This is a genomic window from Ornithinimicrobium avium, from assembly GCF_003351765.1.
Taxonomy (GTDB): domain Bacteria; phylum Actinomycetota; class Actinomycetes; order Actinomycetales; family Dermatophilaceae; genus Ornithinicoccus; species Ornithinicoccus avius.
The window spans coordinates 2,472,405-2,490,259 of the sequence record NZ_CP031229.1 but is presented as its reverse complement, the minus strand read 5'-3'; the positions used below and the strand labels follow the sequence as shown (position 1 = coordinate 2,490,259).

The following is a 17,855-nucleotide window of genomic DNA, read 5'->3' as shown; positions in this document are numbered from 1 at the left end:
GAGCTCGACCTAGCCCTCGACGAGCGCGAGGACGCGCGCCGGCGAGCCCGACCCGCCCACGATCTTCAGGGGTGAGGCCAGCACCATCGCGCCCGTCGCGGGCAGCCTGTCGAGGTTCTGGAGCTGGGCCAGGCCGTACTTGCCGGCGCCCATGAGCAGGTCGTGGCACGGGAAGAGCGGGTCGAAGGAGTGCGCTGCGCCCGCGTCGGTCCCCACGGTCTCGACCCCGATGCCGACCAGGTCGGCGAGCTGGGCCACCCAACGGACGCAGTCCGCAGACATGCCCGGGCTCGTCGGACCGGTCTCGGTGTTGTTGATCATGTCCTGCTGCGTCGTGCGCCGGGACCAGCCCGTGCGGCACAGCAGCCAGCCCCCGGCGGGCAACGGGCCGTTCTCCTCGACCCAGGCCTCGACGTGCTCGCGCTCGATGAGGAAGTTGGGGTCGGCGTCCACCCGCTCGGTGACGTCCAGCACCGCGGCCGGCCGCACGAAGGCGTCCACCGGGACGCTGGAGATGTCGGCGAGGTCCTTGCCGGTCACCCAGTGGTTGGGCGCGTCGAAGTGGGTGCCGGTGTGCTCGCCGGTGCGGAAGTTGTTCCAGTACCAGGCCGGCCCGCGGTCGTCGTAGCGGCTGATCTCCTCGAGCTGGAACTGCGCGGTCTGGCCGAACTGCGGCGGCAGCTCGAGCAGCGGCGTCTCCGAGGACAGCGGCGCGGTGAGGTCGATCACCTCGATGCGGCCGTCACGAAGAGCGTCTGCGAGCTGGGCGAGGACGGACACGGGGACCTCCGGAAGGCGGGGACGTGGGGTGCGGGCAGCCTATGACGCGTCCGTGACGGGCGTCAACGACGCGGCAGGAAGACCCCCGTGGCACGCGCGGTCCTGAGGACCATTGCCAGGCGGGCGCCACACCTATATGGTCCCTGGATCATCGTCGTAACGACTACGACATGGGAGTAGTCAGGAGTTGCAGATGAGCTCGACCACGACAGACAGCGACGGTGGCGTCGTCTCGACACGGACGCCATGCAGTGGCGAACGCTGGCTCCGGGCGTGGGCATCAAGGTGCTGCGCCTGGACCGGGCGAGCGGCGCGTGGACGATCATGATCCGCTCGGAGAAGGGCTCCGTGCTGCCGCCGCACCAGCACCTCGGACTGTCCGAGATCTACATCATCAAGGGCTCGGGCCATCACGAGCAGGCCGGCCACTTCAAGACCGGCGACTACGTCATCGAGCCGGACGGCGCGACGCACAGCCCGTTGTTCTTCCAGGAGGAGGTCGTGCACATCATGGTCGCCCAGGGACCGTCCGCGTTCCTCGCCGAGGATGGCTCGGTGTCCTTCATGATGGACGTCGACATGCTCAGCCAGTTCGCCGAGGAGGCGGTGACGGCCAACGCCTGAGCGCGGAGCTGAAACCCAGCCTGACCTCCCGTTCCCGGCCGGCTCGGCCCGGCCCCACTCCTCTCCCGGACGGAGCGCACCCATGACCACGCGTGACCTCATCGACCCCGACGGACTCCACCCCGCCCCCGGCTTCAGCCACGTGACCGTCGCCCGGGGAGCGCGCACCGCCTACATCGCGGGGCAGGTGGCGCTGGCCCCGGACTTCTCCGTGATCGGGGGCGAGGACCTGCGCGCCCAGACCGTGGCCGCGATGCGCAACCTGGAGATGGCCCTCTCCTCGATCGGCGCAGGCTGGGACCAGGTGGTCCGCCGCACCATCTACACCACCGCGCCGACCGAGTTCAAGGTGATCACCGCGGGCATCGAGGAGGTCCAGGGCAGCGACCGGCACCCCGCGCAGACCATCGTCGGCATCACCGGCCTGGCCGTGCCCGGACTGCTCATCGAGATCGAGGCGACGGTCGTCCTCGACTGACTCCGCACCCGTGACGCGGTGGTACGCGGGCGTACCGCCGTGTCACGAGTGCCGGGGTGTGGACCTCAGCGCCAGGGGCTGAAGTCCGGCGCGCGCTTCTCCGCGAAGGCGTTGGCGCCCTCCTTGGCCTCGGGCATCTGCACGAAGAGGTCCAGCCCGGCGAAGGCGATGTTGCCCAGGCCCTGCATGTGGTCGGAGTCGGCGTTGAAGGAGTGCTTGAGGAAGCGCAGGGCGGTCGGCGAGAGCGCGGAGATCTTGCGGGCGTACTCCCGTGCCTTGTCCATCAGCTCCTCCGGCGCCACCACGTCGTTGACCAGGCCCCAGCGCTCGGCGGTCTGCGCGTCGTACAGGTCGAGCAGGAACCAGATCTGCCGCGCCCGCTTCTCCCCGACCACCCGGGCGAGGTAGGCCGAGCCGAAGCCGGCGTCGAACGAGCCGACCCGCGGCCCGCTCTGGCCGAAGCGCGCCGTCTCGCTGGCGACCGACAGGTCGCACAGCACGTGCAGCACGTGCCCGCCGCCGGCGGCGACGCCGTTGACCGCGGCGATGGTCGGCTTGGGCATGTCCCGCATCGTCTGGTGCAGCTGCTGGATCTCGAACAGCCCGGACTCGGTCGGGCCGTAGCTGCCGGTCTGGGCGCGCTCCTTGACGTCGCCACCGGCGCAGAAGGCCTTGTCGCCGGCCCCGGTCAGGATCACGCACGCGACGCGCTCGTCGGCCCAGGCGTGCTTGAACGCCGCGATGAGCTCGTCGACGGTCCGCCCCCGGAAGGAGTTGTAGCGCTCCGGCCGGTCGATCGTCACCACCGCCCAGCTCTCCTCGACCTCGTAGCTGACGTCGGTGAACTCCTCGGGCTTGATCATGGCTCCGCTCTCTGTTGGGTATGTCGCCATCTTGACGGTCGTCACGAAGAGTGGCAAGGTCACGGCGTGTCCGAGCATGAGGGTCGTCCGGTCGCGCTGGTCACCGGCGCGGGTCGTGGGATCGGCGCGGGGGTCGCCGAGGCGCTCAGTCGTGAGGGGTATGCGGTCGCGCTCACCTCGCGCAGCCGCGACCAGCTCGAGGAGACCGCCGCGCGGTGCCACGGGCCCACCCTGGTGCTCCCGGCAGACATGACCGGGCCGGGCGCCGTGGACCTGCTCCTCGAGCAGGTCGAGCGGGCGTGGGCCGCGCCGGAGGTCGTCGTCGCCAACGCCGGCGCCGGTGTCTCGGCCTCGGTCGAGAGGACCACGGACGAGCAGTGGCAGCAGATGCTCGACCTCAACCTCACCGCCCCGTTCCGCCTGCTGCGCCGCACGATCCCGGCGATGAAGCGGGCCGGCCACGGCCGGATCGTCGTGATCGCCTCGGTCGCCGCCAAGCTCGGCGAGCCCTACATCTCGGCCTACACCGCCAGCAAGCACGGCGTGCTCGGCCTGGTCCGCTCGGCGGCGGCAGAGCTGGCCCGCACCGGAGTGACCGTCAACGCGGTCTGCCCGGGCTACGTGGACACCCCGATGACCGAGGCCACCGTCCAGGGCATCGTGGACAAGACCGGCCGCACGCCCCAGGAGGCGCGGGCGGCGCTGGAGGCCAAGCAACCCATCAAGCGCCTGATCACCGTCGAGGAGGTCGTCGAGGCGGTGCTGACCTGCGTGCGCAACGGCGGCATGACCGGTCAGGGCATCAACGTCGACGGAGGAGGGCTCCAGTCATGACCGAAGCCAGCAGCGGCCGCCAGAGCGCGATCGAGCACGTCAACCCGCCCGAGCTGGGCGAGCCGAGAGGCTTCAGCCACGCGGTCGTCGGCACCGGCCGCACCGTCTTCCTGGCCGGCCAGACCGCGCTGGACGCCGAGGGCAGGATCGTCGGCGACACCGTGGTCGAGCAGTTCGAGGTGGCCATGACCTCGCTGCTGACCTCGCTGCGCGCCGCCGGCGGCGAGCCGACCGACCTGGCCAGCCTGACCGTCTACATCGTCGACATGGACGACTACAAGGCGCACGCCCGCGAGATCGGGCAGGTCTGGAAGCGGCTCCTCGGCCGCCACTACCCGGCGATGGCCGGCATCGGCGTCGCCCGCCTCTGGGACGTCGAGGCGCTCGTCGAGGTCCAGGGCTTCGCGGTCCTGCCGCCCGGGGCGGCCTGACGCCGCGTCACGTTTCGGTCACGACCCTGTGTCGTTCTGTGGACGAGCGACACAGCGACGACATAGGGTCGAGCCCACCGACCGGTGCAAGGACGTGCCGGCCCACCCACAGAGGGGATCACCGATGACCACCCGAGGCACTTCATACCTGCTGGCCCTGGCGACGTCCGGGGCGCTCGTGCTGAGCGGCTGCGGTGGCGGCACCCTGGGCGGTGACGACGGCGACGGCGCCGCAGCCGAGGGGCCGATCAAGATCGGGCTGCTCGTGCCCCAGTCGGGCGTCTACAAGAGCCTGGGCGACGACATGTTGGCGGGCTTCGAGGTCTACCTCGAGCAGCACGACGACACGCTCGGCGGCGCCGAGGTCGAGGTGATCCTGGCCGACGAGGGCGAGACGGCCGACTCCGGCAAGGCCGCCGCGGAGAAGCTGGTCAAGCAGGACGAGGTCGCGGTCGTGACCGGCGTGGTCAGCTCCGCGGTGATGAACGGCGTGGTCGACCTCTTCGAGACCAGCAAGATCCCGCTCGTCGGCTCCAACGCCTCCCCGACGACGCTGACCGACGCCACCTACATCTGGCGCACGTCCTACGTCAACGACGAGCCGGGGGAGGCGCTGGGGGCGTACGTCGCCGAGAACGCCGAGGGCGGCGTCTACTTCCTCGCCGCCGACTACCAGGCGGGCAAGGACGAGGTCGAGGGCTTCAAGAAGAGCTTCGAGCCGGCCGGCGGCGAGACCGTCGACGAGGTCTACACCCCCTTCCCCGGCACCACCAACTTCCAGCCCTTCCTGGCCAACGTCAAGTCCTCCGGCGCCGAGTCGCTCTTCTCCTTCTACGCCGGCGGCGCCGCGGTCGAGTTCGTCAAGCAGTACGACCAGTTCGGTCTCAAGGGCGAGGTCACCCACTACTCCGCCGGCTTCCTCACCGAGGGCGGCGTGCTCGACGGGCAGGGCGACTCGGCCGAGGGCACGTTCACCGCGATGAACTACAACTACGACCTCGACAACGAGCTCAACACCACCTTCGTCGAGGACTACGAGGCCAAGACCGGCATGAAGCCGACCACCTACGCGATGGCCTCCTACGACGCCGCCAAGGTGCTGGACCTGGCGATCGAGGCGGCCGGCGGGAAGGCCGACCCGGAGGCCATCAACTCCGCCATCGGCGAGATCACCGAGGTCGAGTCGCCGCGCGGCACCTGGACCTGGTCGGACATCGGGACCCCCGTGCAGATGTGGTACCTGCGCGAGGTCCAGGACGTCGACGGCACGCTGCGCAACGTGGTCGTCGAGGAGCTCGGCGAGCTGGGCAGCGACCGAAGCGCCTGATGCCGACCGTCGACCGCGCCTCATGACCGGGTGGCTCGACGCGCACCTCGTCTCCATGGTGGACGGGGTCGCCTACGGGCTTCTGCTCTTCACGCTCGCGGTGGGCCTGTCCCTCGTCTTCGGAATGATGGACGTGCTCAACCTCGCGCACGGCACGCTCTACCTCGCGGGGGCCTACACCGCCTACGCGCTGTCCGACGGCAGCTGGCTCGGCCTGCTCGTCGCGCTGGTGGTCGGGCTGGTGGTCGGGCTGCTCGGCGGCGGCCTGCTCGCGGCGGCGGTCGCGCCCCTCCAGGGACGGGGGCACCTGGACCAGGCGGCGCTGACCCTGGGCATCGCGTTCATCGCCGCCGAGGTCATGGTGGTGATCTTCGGCGCCCAGGTGCTGCCGACCGCCCCGCCGGCCGGGCTCGCGCGGTCGGTCTCGGTGCTCGGGCACTCCTACCCGCTCTACCGGCTGGTCTTCATCCTGGTCGCGGGGCTGATCGCGGTCATGGTCTACCTCGCCTTCGAGCGCTCCTCCGTCGGCGCGCTGGTCCGCGCGACGGTGGCCGACCGCGACATGGTGCGGGCGATGGGCGTGGACACCCGCAAGGTGCTCTTCGGGGTCTTCGCCTTCGGCGCGGTGCTGGCGGCCGTCGGCGGCGTCCTCGGCGCGCCGATCATCGCGCCCGGCCCGGGCATCGACGACCGCGTCCTCGTGCTCTCCCTCGTGGTCGTCGTCATCGGCGGCCTGGGGTCGGTGCGCGGGGCGCTGCTCGGAGCGCTGCTCATCGGCCAGGTGCAGACGCTCGGGGTGGCGCTCGTGCCCGCCTTCGCGCCCTTCCTCCTCTTCGGCGCCATGCTGCTCGTCCTCGTCCTGCGCCCGCAGGGCCTGTTCGCGCCGGGCCGCGCATGACGACGACGAGCTCCGGTATGCCGTCCGCCGCGACCTCCCCGCGCCGCCCCTTCCCGGTGCGCACCGCGCTCGTGGTCGGCGCGGTCGTGCTGCTGCTCGCGCTCGTGCCGTGGGTGTTCGGCGCGTTCACCGTCTCGACGTTCACCCGGGCCCTGGTCTTCGCCGTGCTCGCGATGAGCGTCAACCTGCTCACCGGGGTGGCCGGGATGCCGACGCTGGGCCAGGCCGCCTACTTCGGGGTCGGCGCCTACGCCGGTGCCCTCGTGGCCATCCACTGGTCCGACCTCGGCGTCCTGCAGCTCGTCCTCGCGACGCTGGCCGGCGTGGTCGCGGCCCTGGTCACCGGACCGCTGGCGATCCGCGGCCGCGGCGTGGCCTTCCTGATGATCACCCTGGCCATCGGCGAGATCGGCTACTCGGCGGCCGGCCGCCTGGACTCGGTGACGGGCGGGACCGACGGGCTGAGCGGCATACCCCCGGTCGTCGCGGTCCCCGGGAGCGGGGGGCTGGTCAACGAGGGGCTGATCTACTACTACGTGCTCGTCGTGGCGGTCGTCGCCTACCTGGCGGTCGCGGTGCTGCTGCGCTCGCCGTTCGGGCTCACGCTGCGCGGGCTGCGCGACAACGAGGCGCGGCTGCGGGCGGTGGGCTACCGGACCGATTCCTACGCCCTCGCCGCCTACGTCTACGCCGGCGGGCTGGCGGCGCTGGCCGGGTCGCTGTGGGCCTCCTCGCAGCGCTTCGTGGCGCCGGGCGACCTGGCCTTCGAGGTGTCGGCGCTGGCGCTGCTGGCGGTCATCGTCGGCGGCCTCGGATCGATGTGGGGCGCGAGTCTGGGCGCGCTCGTGGTGGTCTTCACGCAGGACTACCTGGGGCAGTTGTTCTCCGGGCACGCGCCGCTGCTGCTGGGCCTGCTCTTCGTGCTCGCCGTCTACCTGCTGCCCAAGGGCATCGCCGGCGGGCCGAGGCAGTGGCGGCGGATGTTCGGCCGCCGACGGACCCCGGACGAGGAGGCGGTGAGCCCGGTATGACGTCGGGCCAGCAGACGGACAGCGCACGAGGCGCGCCGGGCGCTGCAGGGCCGGCGCTGCGCGTCGAGGGCCTCTCCCGCCACTTCGGGAGCCTCAGGGCCGTCGACGACGTCAGCTTCGAGGTCGCGCCGGGCAGCAGGCACGCGGTCATCGGGCCCAACGGCGCGGGCAAGTCGACGCTCTTCGCGCTGGTCGCCGGGGCGCTCCCGGCGACGTCGGGCAGCGTGTGGCTGCACGGCGAGGACGTGACCTCGCTGACCGAGCACGGGCGGGCGCGACGCGGCCTGGTGCGGACCTTCCAGCACTCCTCGCTCTTCCTCACCGCCACCGCGCGGGAGAACGTGCTCCTGGCGGTCCAGCGTCGGCACGGGATCCAGGCGCGGCCGTGGGGCGCGGTGCGGCGCCGCAGGGCGCTGCTGGAGGAGGCCGACGCCGTGCTCGAGCGGCTCTTCCTGCACCGCCGCTCCGGCCAGGCGGCGGGCGCCCTGTCGCACGGGGAGCGTCGCCAGCTCGAGGTGGCCGTCGCGCTCGCGACCTCGCCGTCGGTGCTCCTCCTGGACGAGCCGGCGGCGGGCATGTCGCCGGCGGATACGCAGGCCTTCCAGGAGATCGTCCTCGCCCTGCCCTCCGACGTGACGGTCCTGCTCGTCGAGCACGACCTCGACCTGGTCTTCGGCGTCGCCGACCGGGTGACGGTGATGCAGCTGGGCCAGCACCTGCTGACCGGCGACCCGGCGCAGGTGCGCGCCAGCGACGCCGTGCAGAAGGCCTACCTCGGCGCCGAGGACACCTCCGAGCTGTTCGTCGACGAGGAGGGAGGGTGATGGGTGGCGAGGTCGCGGCGGCGGCGCCGATCCTGGTGACCCGTGGGCTGGTGTCGGGCTACGCCGGGTCGCGGGTGCTGCACGAGGTGGACGTCGAGGTGCCCGAGCGCGGCGTCCTGGCGGTGCTGGGCCGCAACGGTGTCGGCAAGTCCACGCTGGTGAGCACGATCATGGGCCTGGTGCGGCCGATGGCCGGCTCGGTGACCGTGGCCGGGCACGAGGTGGCCGGCTCCCGTCCCGACCGGATCGCCAGGCTGGGTGTCGGCCTGGTCCCGCAGGGGCGGCGCGTCTTCGCGCCGCTGAGCGTCGCCGAGCACCTGGAGATCGCCGACCGTGCCGGGAGGAAGGGTGACTGGACGCGCGAACGCGTCGTCGAGCTGCTGCCGCGCCTCGGCGAGCGCATGCGCCACCGCGGGGACCAGCTCTCCGGCGGCGAGCAGCAGATGCTCGCCATCGCCCGGGCGCTGCTGACCAACCCCAGGATCCTGCTCCTCGACGAGCCCTCCGACGGGCTGGCGCCGTCAGTCGTCCATCAGGTCGCCGACGTCGTGCGCGAGGTCTGCGGCGCGGGCATGTCGGTGCTGATCGTCGAGCAGAACCTGCGCCTGGCGCTGTCTGTCGCCGACCGTGTGGTCGTCATGCAGAAGGGCTCGGTGCGCTGGGACGCGCCCGGGGCGGAGTTCAGGAGGAACCGGAGCCGGGCGGAGGAGCTGCTGGGAATCTAAGAGCACCGGCCAGCTCGAATGACGGATCCATGACGTCGAGGGCAGCGCGGCGTCACCCCAGGCTATGGCTACGGCGGAGTCTGGAGCGCCGCACCGGGGTGCCTGGGCACCTCATGCGTCGGGTAGACGCTCGACCGGCCCATGGTCGTGACATCGCTGTACCGCCGATGTCCGGATGCTTGGCTGCGGCCCCCTGACCGGTGGATACGCCGTGGACGGCTCGCGAGTCAGGCGCGCCGAGGAGTGGGTAGAAAGGGAAAGGGTCTGCGAGTTCCCTCTCCGCTCAGGGCTATGCTCCATCGCCGCCGCCCCCGGCGAACCGCGCTTGCTCTTTCCCGCGCTGCTCATCGTTTTAACCACCCCGCGGCGGCTGCCTTGCTCTCGTCGCAAACTTCATCGGTGAGCCGTGGGCAGCACCCAGGTCTCACATGCCGACGCGACGAGCACGCGGCAACAAGGTCGATAGGCACCTTGCGCGGGCGAGTGGAAGGCCAGGGTATTCCTTCTACTCCGCACCCTCCCAGAGCGAGCCTCGTACCTTCGACAAGAGGGACTGCAACTCCTCATCAGGCTGCTCGCCACTACTAAGCGGATCGAACCGCGACCGGTAGTACGTTGGAGGTGAGTGGTGATCGGCCGAGACGCGAACTTCCCCCGTCAGCAATCCCTGCCCGTCTATCACCTGCAGGAGGAGGAAGGTGGCTCCCTCGACTGGTGCCACAGCGACCACTAGCGACTCTTCGAATCGCCAAAAGCGCAGCCGTCGCATATTAGCCTCTTCACCATCGCACCCTAATGCTTCTTCGACCAGAGAAGTGTCGACTAACGCGCCGTCTTCATTCTCGTCAAGGGGCGCCACGAGGGAGGGAGGAAGGTTAATCAAAGACGTGCACAGAGATGAAATCACCTGCCCGCGAGGCGTGGGCACCGGAGAGACAACCCACTGAGTTCCATCAGCGAAAGATGAGATAACCTTAGCAATCAACTCGTCGTCACCTGCAGCGATGCCTGGTCTGATCGCCTCGATCACAATGCGGCCAAGAGAGTCAGTCCTAGCGTAAAAGCTGACCCCAATGCTCTCTTGGTCCGCGGCCTCCAAGAAGGTAAATCCGGATTGCATGCTGCCTACCAAGGTGAACAGGCGCCCACCCCAGGCAACACGATGAACAGTGACACCGTCATCGATTGAGTACGAGACCCTCGCCACCTCACCCACGCAGAATCCGCCCGTCAACGGCGAGAGTCGCGACCCGCTTCCCGAGATTACTGAACAGCTTCCAGTAAGCGCCACCGTGTCCCGAGTAGTCGCGCTGGATGAACCAAGACTGGCCACGCTGCTCGTGGATGCTTGCACCCTTCTTGACGGTGAACGCGGAAGTGTTGACGCGAGTCGAGGAGAGGAGAAGCCGTACAGGAATCCCTCCACACTGAATCTCGTTCTCGACATCTCCCCCAAGCGCCGACGCTCCCGTGTCGGCCTGCTCCCACTCAACCGGAACAGACATCACGACGGGCGGACCGCCCGGGTCGTCGTGGCAACGCACGGGCACGCCGTGTGCATGCGGGCTTACAGCCGCAAAGAGGAAAGCGCCAGTAGTAGTCGCGAGCAGAATGCGTCGAGCGCGCCTCAACATGTTGTAAAGAACCTCCTACCCCTCAAGCCTCATCCCCCTGTTGAAGACGAGAACTGCAGCAGAATGTAGCAGGCCGACAAGCATCAGCCAGCGTGGAACTTCACGGATCTGGGACCCAGGCGCTCCAGGTCTTCAACCTGCCAGGAGCCGGTCGTCGAGGCTGGCCGCGTGCAGGCCCGGCCTCTGAACGTCGTCGCCGTCAACGGCGGACGGAACTTTCTAGCACCGGGGCTGTCCATGCGCTAGTGCCGCCGATCGGGCGTTCCGGCACGGCTGGCCGAGTGCTAGTGCGCCGAGGGTTCCGTTCGTCAGGGGGCGAGCCCGCTGGGGTCTGTGGACGCTGCAGCCCGCCGAGGGCGGGCCGCGTAGCGTGAGGCGCCATGACCTGGACGCGATCGCGGCCGGCGTGGGTGGCCGCGCTCATTGCGCTGTTCGCACTGCTGCGTGCCCTGCGCCGCTTTGTCGAGGTTGACGAGCGTCCGGTGGCCTTGGTCGTGGCGGTCCTCGTCGTGGTCACCGTGGCGCTCGTGCCCACCAGCTTGGGCCGGGGACAAGTACCAGCCGAGCGGGCCGGGTGGCGGAAAGCGCTGCAGTTTCTCGCAGCGGGTGCGGTGACAGCGCTGGCCACCCTCCTGGGTGGCGGTGTCATTCTCGCTGGGGCGCTCGGTGTGCTGGCCGCCGCGACCGTGGCCGTGGCGTGGCCAGCGCTTAAGAAGTCGACCTGATCCTGGCCACGCCCGACCCTCCGCCCGGATGCCCGATGGGTTGGGTGCCGGTATGCGCGTCAGGCTGTCCCGCGCGGAGTTGAGACCACGTCACGGTTGCCGTCTTCGACGAACTGCTGCTTCGTTACGGGCCGCAGCTGGTGGAAGGCGCATACGGCGACGATGCTGAGCCACGCTATTGCGAGCGGTTGCGCGAACCCACTCGTCATCGCCGTGACCCAGGAGCCCCCTACGCCGAGCCACTGATCCACGAAATGGGTGGGACCAGGGCGACGACGCCGGCGACCAGTGCCTCAAGCCCAAGAACGACCCAGGATTGCTGGCGGGAGCGACCGATCAGGGCTATGACGACGAAAGCGAAACCCAGGAGCGTCGTGGCGGCCCAAGGACCCCAGTAATCCTCCATCGAGACCTCGGCTAGTGCCAGGACTGTTGCTTGCGTCGGCCACGCGATGGCCCACAGCAGAAAGAGAAGTATGGGTATCCGGGCCACGTGTAGCGTCCGGAGGGCAGTACTCAGAGTTGCTCCTGAGTCGTCGACGGATCCTGCCTGGCAGCCCCCACCGTGCCTCATGCGCGGTACAGGCGCAATCGCCACCGACGATTGAGCACCTGCCGTCACGGACGCCGACCGCGATGACCTTTGCGCAAATGGCTGGCGAAGGCGTGGCTCGGGATCCCCAACGTTTGATCCGCAAGTCCGCGAGCTAAGGAACGCACTCAAACCACCCGACTGCCACAGGTCCGCAAACGCACTGTTCTGCCGCCAGCCGTGTCTCGCGCCCTTCAAAGCGGACCTAATGGCAGGATCCTTGCCGTGTCCAAGTCAGAAGGGGCGGCCAGAGCCGCGTGGTGGGGGTCCAAGGACGAAGTCAGGATCGACCACGCCACGCTGGTGGACGCTGATGTCGACTGGCTGCAGCCAGTCAAGCGGTTGACGCTCTGGGCAGTGAAGCATCCAGACAACCTCTTGGCGTGCCTCCCCCGGTTGGGGTTCCTCGACATCCGCGGTGGCTCCGGGACGAACGTCCGCCACATTGCGGGGTGTCGGAGTTTGAGGGTGCTGGTCGTGAACCAGGTCCGCGGCATGAGCGACCTTGGTGACGTCGCACAGCTCTCAACCCTCGAGCTGCTCAGCTTGTACGGACTGCCTAGAGTGCAGACCCTCCCATTGAGCGCCGGTATGCCAGCCTTGACACGCGTCGAACTGGGTTCCATGAAGGGCCTGTCCTCAATTGCACCCATCCTGGCCGCGCCGGCGCTCGAGGAGCTCCAACTAGTTCGCAAGGTCAACCTCAGCAGCGAGGACATTCATGCCATCCGAGAGCATCCCAGCCTGGTCAGATTCGGATGGTTCGCAGAAGACGTCCCCGACAAGGTCTGGAAGCCCGTGGTGGACAGGATCGGCAAACCCGCCCCGGCTGCGCTTACCCCCGAGAAGTGGCTCGACCAGCACCCGGGCTAAACGCGCGCATCTGCCGCGCTGAGGACGCTAGCCTGCGGCGCGTCCAATCATGCCGCACCGAGCGTGGCCGCACGCTACTGCCGCTGTGGTCGCGTAGCGTCCGACCATGCCGCGCTGAGGACGCTAGCCTGCGGCGCGTCCGACCATGCCGCGCTGAGGACGCTAGCCTGCGGCGCGTCCGATCATGCCGCGCTGAGGACGCTAGCCTGCGGCGCGTCCGATCATGCCGCGCTGAGGACGCTAGTGGAGCGTGTCGTTAATTCTTAAACGGTTGTCTGTTTGGGATGCTGGGGCATGGCGAATCGACCTGCCGGCCCTGTCGTTGCGTGAAGGCGATCGGGGGGAGCTGGAGCGGTTGCACCGCTCGACCGCTGCCCGGGCCGGTGAGGTGCTGAGGGCCAGGATCGTGCTGGCGGCCGCGGACGGGGAGGCCAACGAGCGGATCGCGCAGCGGCTGGAGACGTCGAAGGCGACGGTGCTGAAGTGGCGTGGCCGGTACCAGGCCAAGGGACTGGCCGGCCTGGCCGACGAGGCCCGGTCGGGGCGGCCGCGGACGGTGGACCACGCCCGGATCGTGTCGGTGACCCTGGCCCCGCCGCCGAAGAAGTACGGGGTGACGCACTGGTCCACCCGCCTGCTCGCACGCCACCTGGGGATCGGGAACAGGACCGTGGCCACGGCGTGGCGCGAGTACGGCGTGCAGCCCTGGCGGGCCGAGACGTTCAAGTTTTCCACCGACCCCGAGCTGGTGGCCAAGGTCACCGACGTCGTCGGGTTGTACCTGGACCCGCCTCAGAACGCGGTCGTGCTGTGCGTGGACGAGAAGTCCCAGATCCAGGCGCTGGACCGCACCGCGCCGATGCTGCCGATGCAGCCCGGGCTGCCCGAGCGGCGCACCCACGACTACAAGCGGCACGGCACCTCCACGCTGTTCGCCGCGCTGGAGATCGCCACGGGGAAGGTCACCGGCGCGTGCAAGCCACGGCACCGGCACACCGAGTTCCTCGCCTTCCTCGAGCAGGTCGCCCGCGCCTACCCCGATGACGAGCTGCACCTGGTGATGGACAACTACGCGACGCACAAGAAGGCAGAGGTGCGGGACTGGCTCGCGGCCAACCCCCGGATCCACGTCCACCACACCCCGACGTCGGCGTCGTGGCTCAACCTCGTCGAGGTCTGGTTCGGCATCATCGAACGCCAGGCCATCCACCGCGGGTCCTTCGGCTCGGTCAAGGACCTCAACGCCAAGATCCGCGCCTTCATCGACGGCTGGAACGACCGCTGCCACCCCTTCGTCTGGACCAAGACCGCCGACGAGATCCTCAAAAGGGCCAACCGTCAGACAACTTCAAACACGGCCCACTAGCCTGCGGCGCGTCCGATCATGCCGCGCTGAGGACGCTAGCCTGCGGCGCGTCCGATCATGCCGCGGGTCGCGATAACCTGGTGGACGGGAGGGCAGACTTCTCCTATGGACAACTCCTCTCAGATGACCGCCGCCGAGGTGGTGCAGATCGTCGCCTGGCTTGACGCCAACGGGGTGGTCTATCAGATCAACGGCGGATGGGGCGTCGATGCGCTGGTGGGACGACAGACGCGCCCTCACCAAGATCTCGACGTGTTCATCGACGAAGTTCACGAAGCCGACTTCATGGCCTGGCTCACCTCCCGGGGCTACCGGGTCACCGAAGATTGGCGACCAGTCCGCGTGCAGTTATCGAGTCCCCTGGGGCAAGTAGCAGGGCCCCGGAAAGATCGTGTCTTAGCAGGTCAGCAGGTGGGTGATGGCCCGTTCGGGGTCGTGGGCGTGGTGTCGTAGGCCGGCGGCGATGTTGTCCCATCCGGCGAGGCGGAGCAGTCCGATCACGGTGCCTCGCAGGCTAGCCATGACGTGGGGGCTGTTGCCGGTGCGGACCTGGGAGAGGTCTTCTGCGAAGGTCACGTCGCGGACCCAGTGCAGGCGGTTCTCGATGGACCAGTGCTGGCGGACCCATGCGGCCAGCACCGCGGGCGGTGCCTGGGCGTGGGTGGCGGAGGTGATCAGGTAGACGACCTCGACGCTCTTCTTCCCGTTCCTGGTGACGGTGCGTCGCAGCTGGGCGACCTGGGCGGCGCCGGCGAATCCGGTCCAGGCGGGGGCGTCGGTGACCTTGATGGTGCGGGTGGCCCGGCGCCCGTGGCCGGTGGTGGTGGCGGTGCGGGCCGGGACGTCCTTCCAGGGCAGCGCCTTGAGCCGGGCCAGCAGCTTGGGCTGGTTGGACTTCACGGTGAACAAGTAGTCCGCGCCCGCGTCCAGGATGACCTGGGCGGTGTCGGCTAACGTGTGCATCGCGTCCAGGGTGATGACAGATCCGCGCAGGTCAGCCGGGTCGAATCCGGTGAGGAGGTCGCGGACGGCGGGAATCTCGTTGCTCTTGGCGGGCACGGCGACCTGTCCCAGGACCAGGCCGGACCGGTGGTCCAGGGCGGCGACCAGGTGCGGTGCCTCACGGTCCTTGCTGCGTGCTCCCCGCACGGTCTTGCCGTCGATGGCGATCACCCGGCGGCCACCGACCCGGGCGGTGCGGGTCCACAGCCACGCCCCCAGGACCCGGTCCAGGGCGTCGGTGTCCAGCCGCGCGAACAGCTTGCGCAGCGTCGACTCCTCCGGCGCCCCGGTCAGCCCGAGGGCGGCCAGGTGCTCTGCGGGCAGGTCCGCGGCCCACTCCCCGATCGCGGCGAAGGAGCGGGCCCCGGTCAGCACCGCGCTCACCGACACCGCCAGCACCCCGGCCAGCCGGTACCGGATCCCGCGCGGATCACGCGGGTCCGGCACCTGCGCGAGCAGGTCCAGCAGCTGGTCGGTGCGGTCCGGTTGGGCAACATGGGCGGTCATCGGCGAAGATGTCATCGGCGGGTGTGGTCCTTGCTGAGGCGGTGTGTGTGAACAGTTCCCATCTCAGCCTCTTGGGCCACACCCGCCCCACACGACACGCCGATCACACCGCTACAGAGTTGCAGGTCACAGGCCTACCCACCGACCTTTCCGGCACGTGTGCCATGAACGATGAATGGAGGACTCGATGTGTAGGTAGGTGAGTCTTTCGGGAGTCGATGCTGTGCAAGAGATGAGGGATTGTTGGCCCCTTGGAATCGCCCTTCGGGGGGAGGTTTCAAACCGCCACAGGCTGCGTTGGTTGAAGACCGTCGTGGTGAGCGTTTGTGGAAAAGGCACCGGGAAGGTGTCAGGTGGGGACCAGGAAGATGAGTGAACCCGAACCGCTGTTGACGTGTCGTTAAAAGAAAAGAGACGTCGAAACCGTGGCCATGTTCCGGGCTGCGGGAGCTGGGCCTGGCAGGTGCCCGATGACTGGCCAGGTGGCGTCCGGCATGGAGGCGGCATGAGCCTGGTCTGCGGCTCTTGCATGGAACATGGGAAGGCGTGCGCCGATACCGTCCCGACTCGATGTGGGCGGGCGAGAGGGAGCAGCCCGGGGATCTGCTCGGGTGTGAGTACCGATGCGGGGCACGCTGGCGGACCGGCCCGTAGTAGTGCTGAAGCGTCTGTAATGGGCGTGGAGCGAAGGGGCCGGGTCTTTCGTGGTGAGTTTGTCTGGTCAACCAGAACCACGTGAGTGGTTCGGGGAGGAACTGTGGTGAGCGAGCTGAAGTCGTCAGGGAAACCGTTTGAGATTTCTCCAGATGGAGGTCTGGCAGGCCTGGGAGCAGGTCAGGGCGAACAAAGGCGCACCGGGAGTGGACAAGGTTAGCCTGGAGGAGTTCGGGGAGGATCTACGGGGAAACCTGTACAAGATCTGGAATCGGATGTCCTCGGGCAGCTACTTCCCGCCCCCGGTGGCTGCGGTCGAGATCGCCAAGCCCGATGGTGGGACCCGTGTTCTTGGGGTTCCCACGGTCGGGGACAGGGTGGCCCAGACGGTGGTCGCGAAGCGGTTGGAGGCACAGGTGGAACCTGTCTTCCATCCGGACTCGTACGGCTACCGTCCGGGCCGGTCGGCCCTGGACGCGGTCGGGACGTGCCGGCGGCGCTGCTGGAAGTACGACTGGGTCGTCGATCTGGACGTTGCGAAGTTCTTCGACAGCGTCCGGTGGGACCTGGTCCTCAAGGCAGTCCGTGCGCACACCGACCAGCCCTGGGTGGTGCTGTACGTGCAGCGGTGGCTTCAAGCCCCGGTGCAGCATGCGGATGGCACCCTGGAGCACCGGGACCGGGGGACCCCGCAAGGTTCTGCGGTCTCTCCGGTGCTGGCGAACCTGTTCTTGCACTATGCGTTCGATGCGTGGATGAGCCGGGAGTTCCCCGTAGTCCCGTTCGAGCGTTACGCCGACGACGCGGTGGTGCACTGCGTCAGCGAACGCCAGGCCCACTACGTGCGGCAGGCGATCGAGGACAGGATGATCCAGGTCGGGTTGCGGTTGCACCCCGAGAAGACCCGGATCGTGTACTGCAAGGACGGCAACCGACGTGGTGGGCACGAGCACACCGCGTTCACGTTCCTGGGGTACACCTTCCGTGCCCGCGGGGCGCGGGACCGGCACGGCAACGTGTTCACCGCGTTCCTACCGGCGGTCAGCAACGACGCCTTGAAACGCATGGGGAAGACGGTCCGGCGGTGGCGTCTGCACCGGCGAACCGATCTGACCCTGGCCGAGATCGCCGACTGGATCAATCCGGTCGTGCGAGGGTGGATGTCCTACTACGGGGCGTTCTACCCATCGGCGCTCTACCAGCTGCTGGCGCGCATCAACACCTACCTGATGCGCTGGCTCCGCAAGAAGTTCAAACGATACCGCGCGCAGCGACGCGCACGCGCGGCATGGGAACGGGCCACCCGGGCGTACCCGCGAGGGTTCGCCCACTGGGCCTGGGTCAACTATCCCATGATGACCAGGAAGACAAGAGCCGTGTGACGGGAGACTGTCACGCACGGTTCTGTGGGAGCCCGGGGGGTGCGATTCCCCCCGGGCCACCCGACCCTGGGGCAAGTAGACGTCCACGCAATGCGCTTGGACCCGGCCTGCGACGGGGTCCAGCAAGGTCTCGACGACGACGTGTACCTCCACCCTTCTGAGCAGAGAGTCGTCGGCCTCATCGACGGTCAAGCAGTCGCCGTGGCTAGCGCCGAGCGAGCCCGTCAGCTTCGAAGTGGCTATCGCCTGCGCGCCGTGGACCTCCACGACCTCGCATTACTCGACGAGCTGTAGGCATCCTCTAC

The 17,855-nt window shown here is 68.8% G+C and carries 17 protein-coding genes and 1 pseudogene; 15 read left to right on the top strand and 3 right to left on the bottom strand.

Annotated elements, in window-relative coordinates; genetic code table 11:
* Positions 1 to 9: 9 nt before the first annotated feature.
* A complete protein-coding gene (locus tag DV701_RS11400) occupies positions 10 to 780 on the bottom strand; it encodes a cyclase family protein (RefSeq protein WP_114928405.1) in 771 nt (256 codons plus the stop codon).
* A gap of 243 nt (positions 781 to 1,023) precedes the next feature.
* On the opposite strand from DV701_RS11400, the pseudogene DV701_RS11395 reads away from it, so the two are divergent.
* A pseudogene (locus DV701_RS11395) lies at positions 1,024 to 1,404 on the top strand (cupin domain-containing protein); the annotation flags it as partial.
* 82 nt (positions 1,405 to 1,486) lie between these two features.
* Positions 1,487 to 1,882 carry a RidA family protein gene (locus DV701_RS11390; RefSeq protein ID WP_114928403.1) on the top strand — a complete coding sequence of 132 codons (396 nt, stop codon included), beginning with the start codon at positions 1,487 to 1,489 and terminating at the stop codon, positions 1,880 to 1,882.
* 65 nt (positions 1,883 to 1,947) lie between these two features.
* On the opposite strand, the gene DV701_RS11385 is transcribed toward DV701_RS11390, so the two are convergent.
* The gene (locus tag DV701_RS11385) at positions 1,948 to 2,745 is read right to left on the bottom strand and encodes an enoyl-CoA hydratase-related protein (RefSeq protein WP_114928402.1); all 798 of its coding nucleotides are present in this window, start codon (positions 2,743 to 2,745) and stop codon (positions 1,948 to 1,950) included.
* 66 nt (positions 2,746 to 2,811) lie between these two features.
* Between DV701_RS11385 and DV701_RS11380 the strand changes: the two genes are divergently transcribed.
* The 11 genes from DV701_RS11380 to DV701_RS11325 all read left to right on the top strand — a co-directional run bounded on the left by DV701_RS11380 (position 2,812) and on the right by DV701_RS11325 (position 14,458).
* Complete coding sequence (locus DV701_RS11380) at positions 2,812 to 3,579, top strand: SDR family NAD(P)-dependent oxidoreductase (protein WP_202863514.1); 768 nt, start codon at positions 2,812 to 2,814, stop codon at positions 3,577 to 3,579.
* The gene (locus DV701_RS11375) at positions 3,576 to 4,010 is read left to right on the top strand and encodes a RidA family protein (RefSeq protein WP_114928401.1); all 435 of its coding nucleotides are present in this window, start codon (positions 3,576 to 3,578) and stop codon (positions 4,008 to 4,010) included. The genes DV701_RS11380 and DV701_RS11375 overlap by 4 nt, the downstream gene beginning before the upstream one ends.
* Positions 4,011 to 4,134: 124 nt before the next feature.
* On the top strand, positions 4,135 to 5,337 hold the full coding sequence (locus DV701_RS11370; protein WP_114928400.1) for an ABC transporter substrate-binding protein: 1,203 nt from the start codon (positions 4,135 to 4,137) through the stop codon (positions 5,335 to 5,337).
* Positions 5,338 to 5,359: 22 nt separating this feature from the next.
* Positions 5,360 to 6,235 carry a branched-chain amino acid ABC transporter permease gene (locus DV701_RS18475; RefSeq protein WP_202863513.1) on the top strand — a complete coding sequence of 292 codons (876 nt, stop codon included), beginning with the start codon at positions 5,360 to 5,362 and terminating at the stop codon, positions 6,233 to 6,235.
* A gap of 17 nt (positions 6,236 to 6,252) precedes the next feature.
* Positions 6,253 to 7,266 carry a branched-chain amino acid ABC transporter permease gene (locus tag DV701_RS18470; protein WP_202863512.1) on the top strand — a complete coding sequence of 338 codons (1,014 nt, stop codon included), beginning with the start codon at positions 6,253 to 6,255 and terminating at the stop codon, positions 7,264 to 7,266.
* Positions 7,263 to 8,090, top strand: a complete 828-nt coding sequence (locus DV701_RS11360; protein ID WP_114928399.1) for an ABC transporter ATP-binding protein — start codon at positions 7,263 to 7,265, stop codon at positions 8,088 to 8,090. Before DV701_RS18470 ends, DV701_RS11360 begins: the two co-directional genes overlap by 4 nt.
* Positions 8,090 to 8,815 carry an ABC transporter ATP-binding protein gene (locus DV701_RS11355; protein ID WP_202863511.1) on the top strand — a complete coding sequence of 242 codons (726 nt, stop codon included), beginning with the start codon at positions 8,090 to 8,092 and terminating at the stop codon, positions 8,813 to 8,815. Before DV701_RS11360 ends, DV701_RS11355 begins: the two co-directional genes overlap by 1 nt.
* 2,014 nt (positions 8,816 to 10,829) lie before the next feature.
* The gene (locus DV701_RS11345) at positions 10,830 to 11,174 is read left to right on the top strand and encodes a hypothetical protein (RefSeq protein ID WP_162802988.1); all 345 of its coding nucleotides are present in this window, start codon (positions 10,830 to 10,832) and stop codon (positions 11,172 to 11,174) included.
* Positions 11,175 to 11,991: 817 nt separating this feature from the next.
* Positions 11,992 to 12,639, top strand: a complete 648-nt coding sequence (locus DV701_RS11335) for a leucine-rich repeat domain-containing protein (RefSeq protein WP_228254989.1) — start codon at positions 11,992 to 11,994, stop codon at positions 12,637 to 12,639.
* A 301-nt stretch (positions 12,640 to 12,940) separates the two neighbouring features.
* Positions 12,941 to 14,005: an IS630 family transposase gene (locus tag DV701_RS11330; protein ID WP_114931046.1), complete on the top strand. Its 1,065-nt coding sequence runs from the start codon at positions 12,941 to 12,943 to the stop codon at positions 14,003 to 14,005.
* Between the two features lie 105 nt (positions 14,006 to 14,110).
* Positions 14,111 to 14,458, top strand: coding sequence for a nucleotidyltransferase domain-containing protein (locus DV701_RS11325; RefSeq protein WP_114928395.1), 348 nt, complete (start codon positions 14,111 to 14,113; stop codon positions 14,456 to 14,458).
* Here the strand turns inward: DV701_RS11325 and DV701_RS11320 are convergent.
* Complete coding sequence (locus DV701_RS11320; RefSeq protein WP_202863510.1) at positions 14,402 to 15,514, bottom strand: ISAs1 family transposase; 1,113 nt, start codon at positions 15,512 to 15,514, stop codon at positions 14,402 to 14,404. The two genes, DV701_RS11325 and DV701_RS11320, sit on opposite strands and share 57 nt — an antisense overlap.
* Positions 15,515 to 16,320: 806 nt before the next feature.
* Here DV701_RS11320 and ltrA point away from each other — a divergent pair.
* Both ltrA and DV701_RS19375 read left to right on the top strand, forming a co-directional pair.
* Positions 16,321 to 17,550 carry a group II intron reverse transcriptase/maturase gene (gene ltrA / locus DV701_RS11315; protein ID WP_202863509.1) on the top strand — a complete coding sequence of 410 codons (1,230 nt, stop codon included), beginning with the start codon at positions 16,321 to 16,323 and terminating at the stop codon, positions 17,548 to 17,550.
* A 24-nt stretch (positions 17,551 to 17,574) separates the two neighbouring features.
* Positions 17,575 to 17,844, top strand: a complete 270-nt coding sequence (locus tag DV701_RS19375; RefSeq protein ID WP_407669312.1) for a nucleotidyltransferase domain-containing protein — start codon at positions 17,575 to 17,577, stop codon at positions 17,842 to 17,844.
* The last annotated feature ends 11 nt before the right edge of the window (positions 17,845 to 17,855 follow it).

Bases quoted from the DNA above. Each gene is read 5' to 3' on its own strand.
- DV701_RS11370 (WP_114928400.1), top strand. From the start codon at position 4,135: ATGACCACCCGAGGCACTTCATACCTGCTGGCCCTGGCGACGTCCGGG.
- ltrA (WP_202863509.1), top strand. From the start codon at position 16,321: ATGGAGGTCTGGCAGGCCTGGGAGCAGGTCAGGGCGAACAAAGGCGCA.
- DV701_RS11345 (WP_162802988.1), top strand. From the start codon at position 10,830: ATGACCTGGACGCGATCGCGGCCGGCGTGGGTGGCCGCGCTCATTGCG.
- DV701_RS18475 (WP_202863513.1), top strand. From the start codon at position 5,360: ATGACCGGGTGGCTCGACGCGCACCTCGTCTCCATGGTGGACGGGGTC.
- DV701_RS18470 (WP_202863512.1), top strand. From the start codon at position 6,253: ATGCCGTCCGCCGCGACCTCCCCGCGCCGCCCCTTCCCGGTGCGCACC.
- DV701_RS11385 (WP_114928402.1), bottom strand. From the start codon at position 2,745: ATGATCAAGCCCGAGGAGTTCACCGACGTCAGCTACGAGGTCGAGGAG.
- DV701_RS11355 (WP_202863511.1), top strand. From the start codon at position 8,090: ATGGGTGGCGAGGTCGCGGCGGCGGCGCCGATCCTGGTGACCCGTGGG.
- DV701_RS11320 (WP_202863510.1), bottom strand. From the start codon at position 15,514: ATGACCGCCCATGTTGCCCAACCGGACCGCACCGACCAGCTGCTGGAC.
- DV701_RS11325 (WP_114928395.1), top strand. From the start codon at position 14,111: ATGGACAACTCCTCTCAGATGACCGCCGCCGAGGTGGTGCAGATCGTC.
- DV701_RS11390 (WP_114928403.1), top strand. From the start codon at position 1,487: ATGACCACGCGTGACCTCATCGACCCCGACGGACTCCACCCCGCCCCC.
- DV701_RS11375 (WP_114928401.1), top strand. From the start codon at position 3,576: ATGACCGAAGCCAGCAGCGGCCGCCAGAGCGCGATCGAGCACGTCAAC.
- DV701_RS11360 (WP_114928399.1), top strand. From the start codon at position 7,263: ATGACGTCGGGCCAGCAGACGGACAGCGCACGAGGCGCGCCGGGCGCT.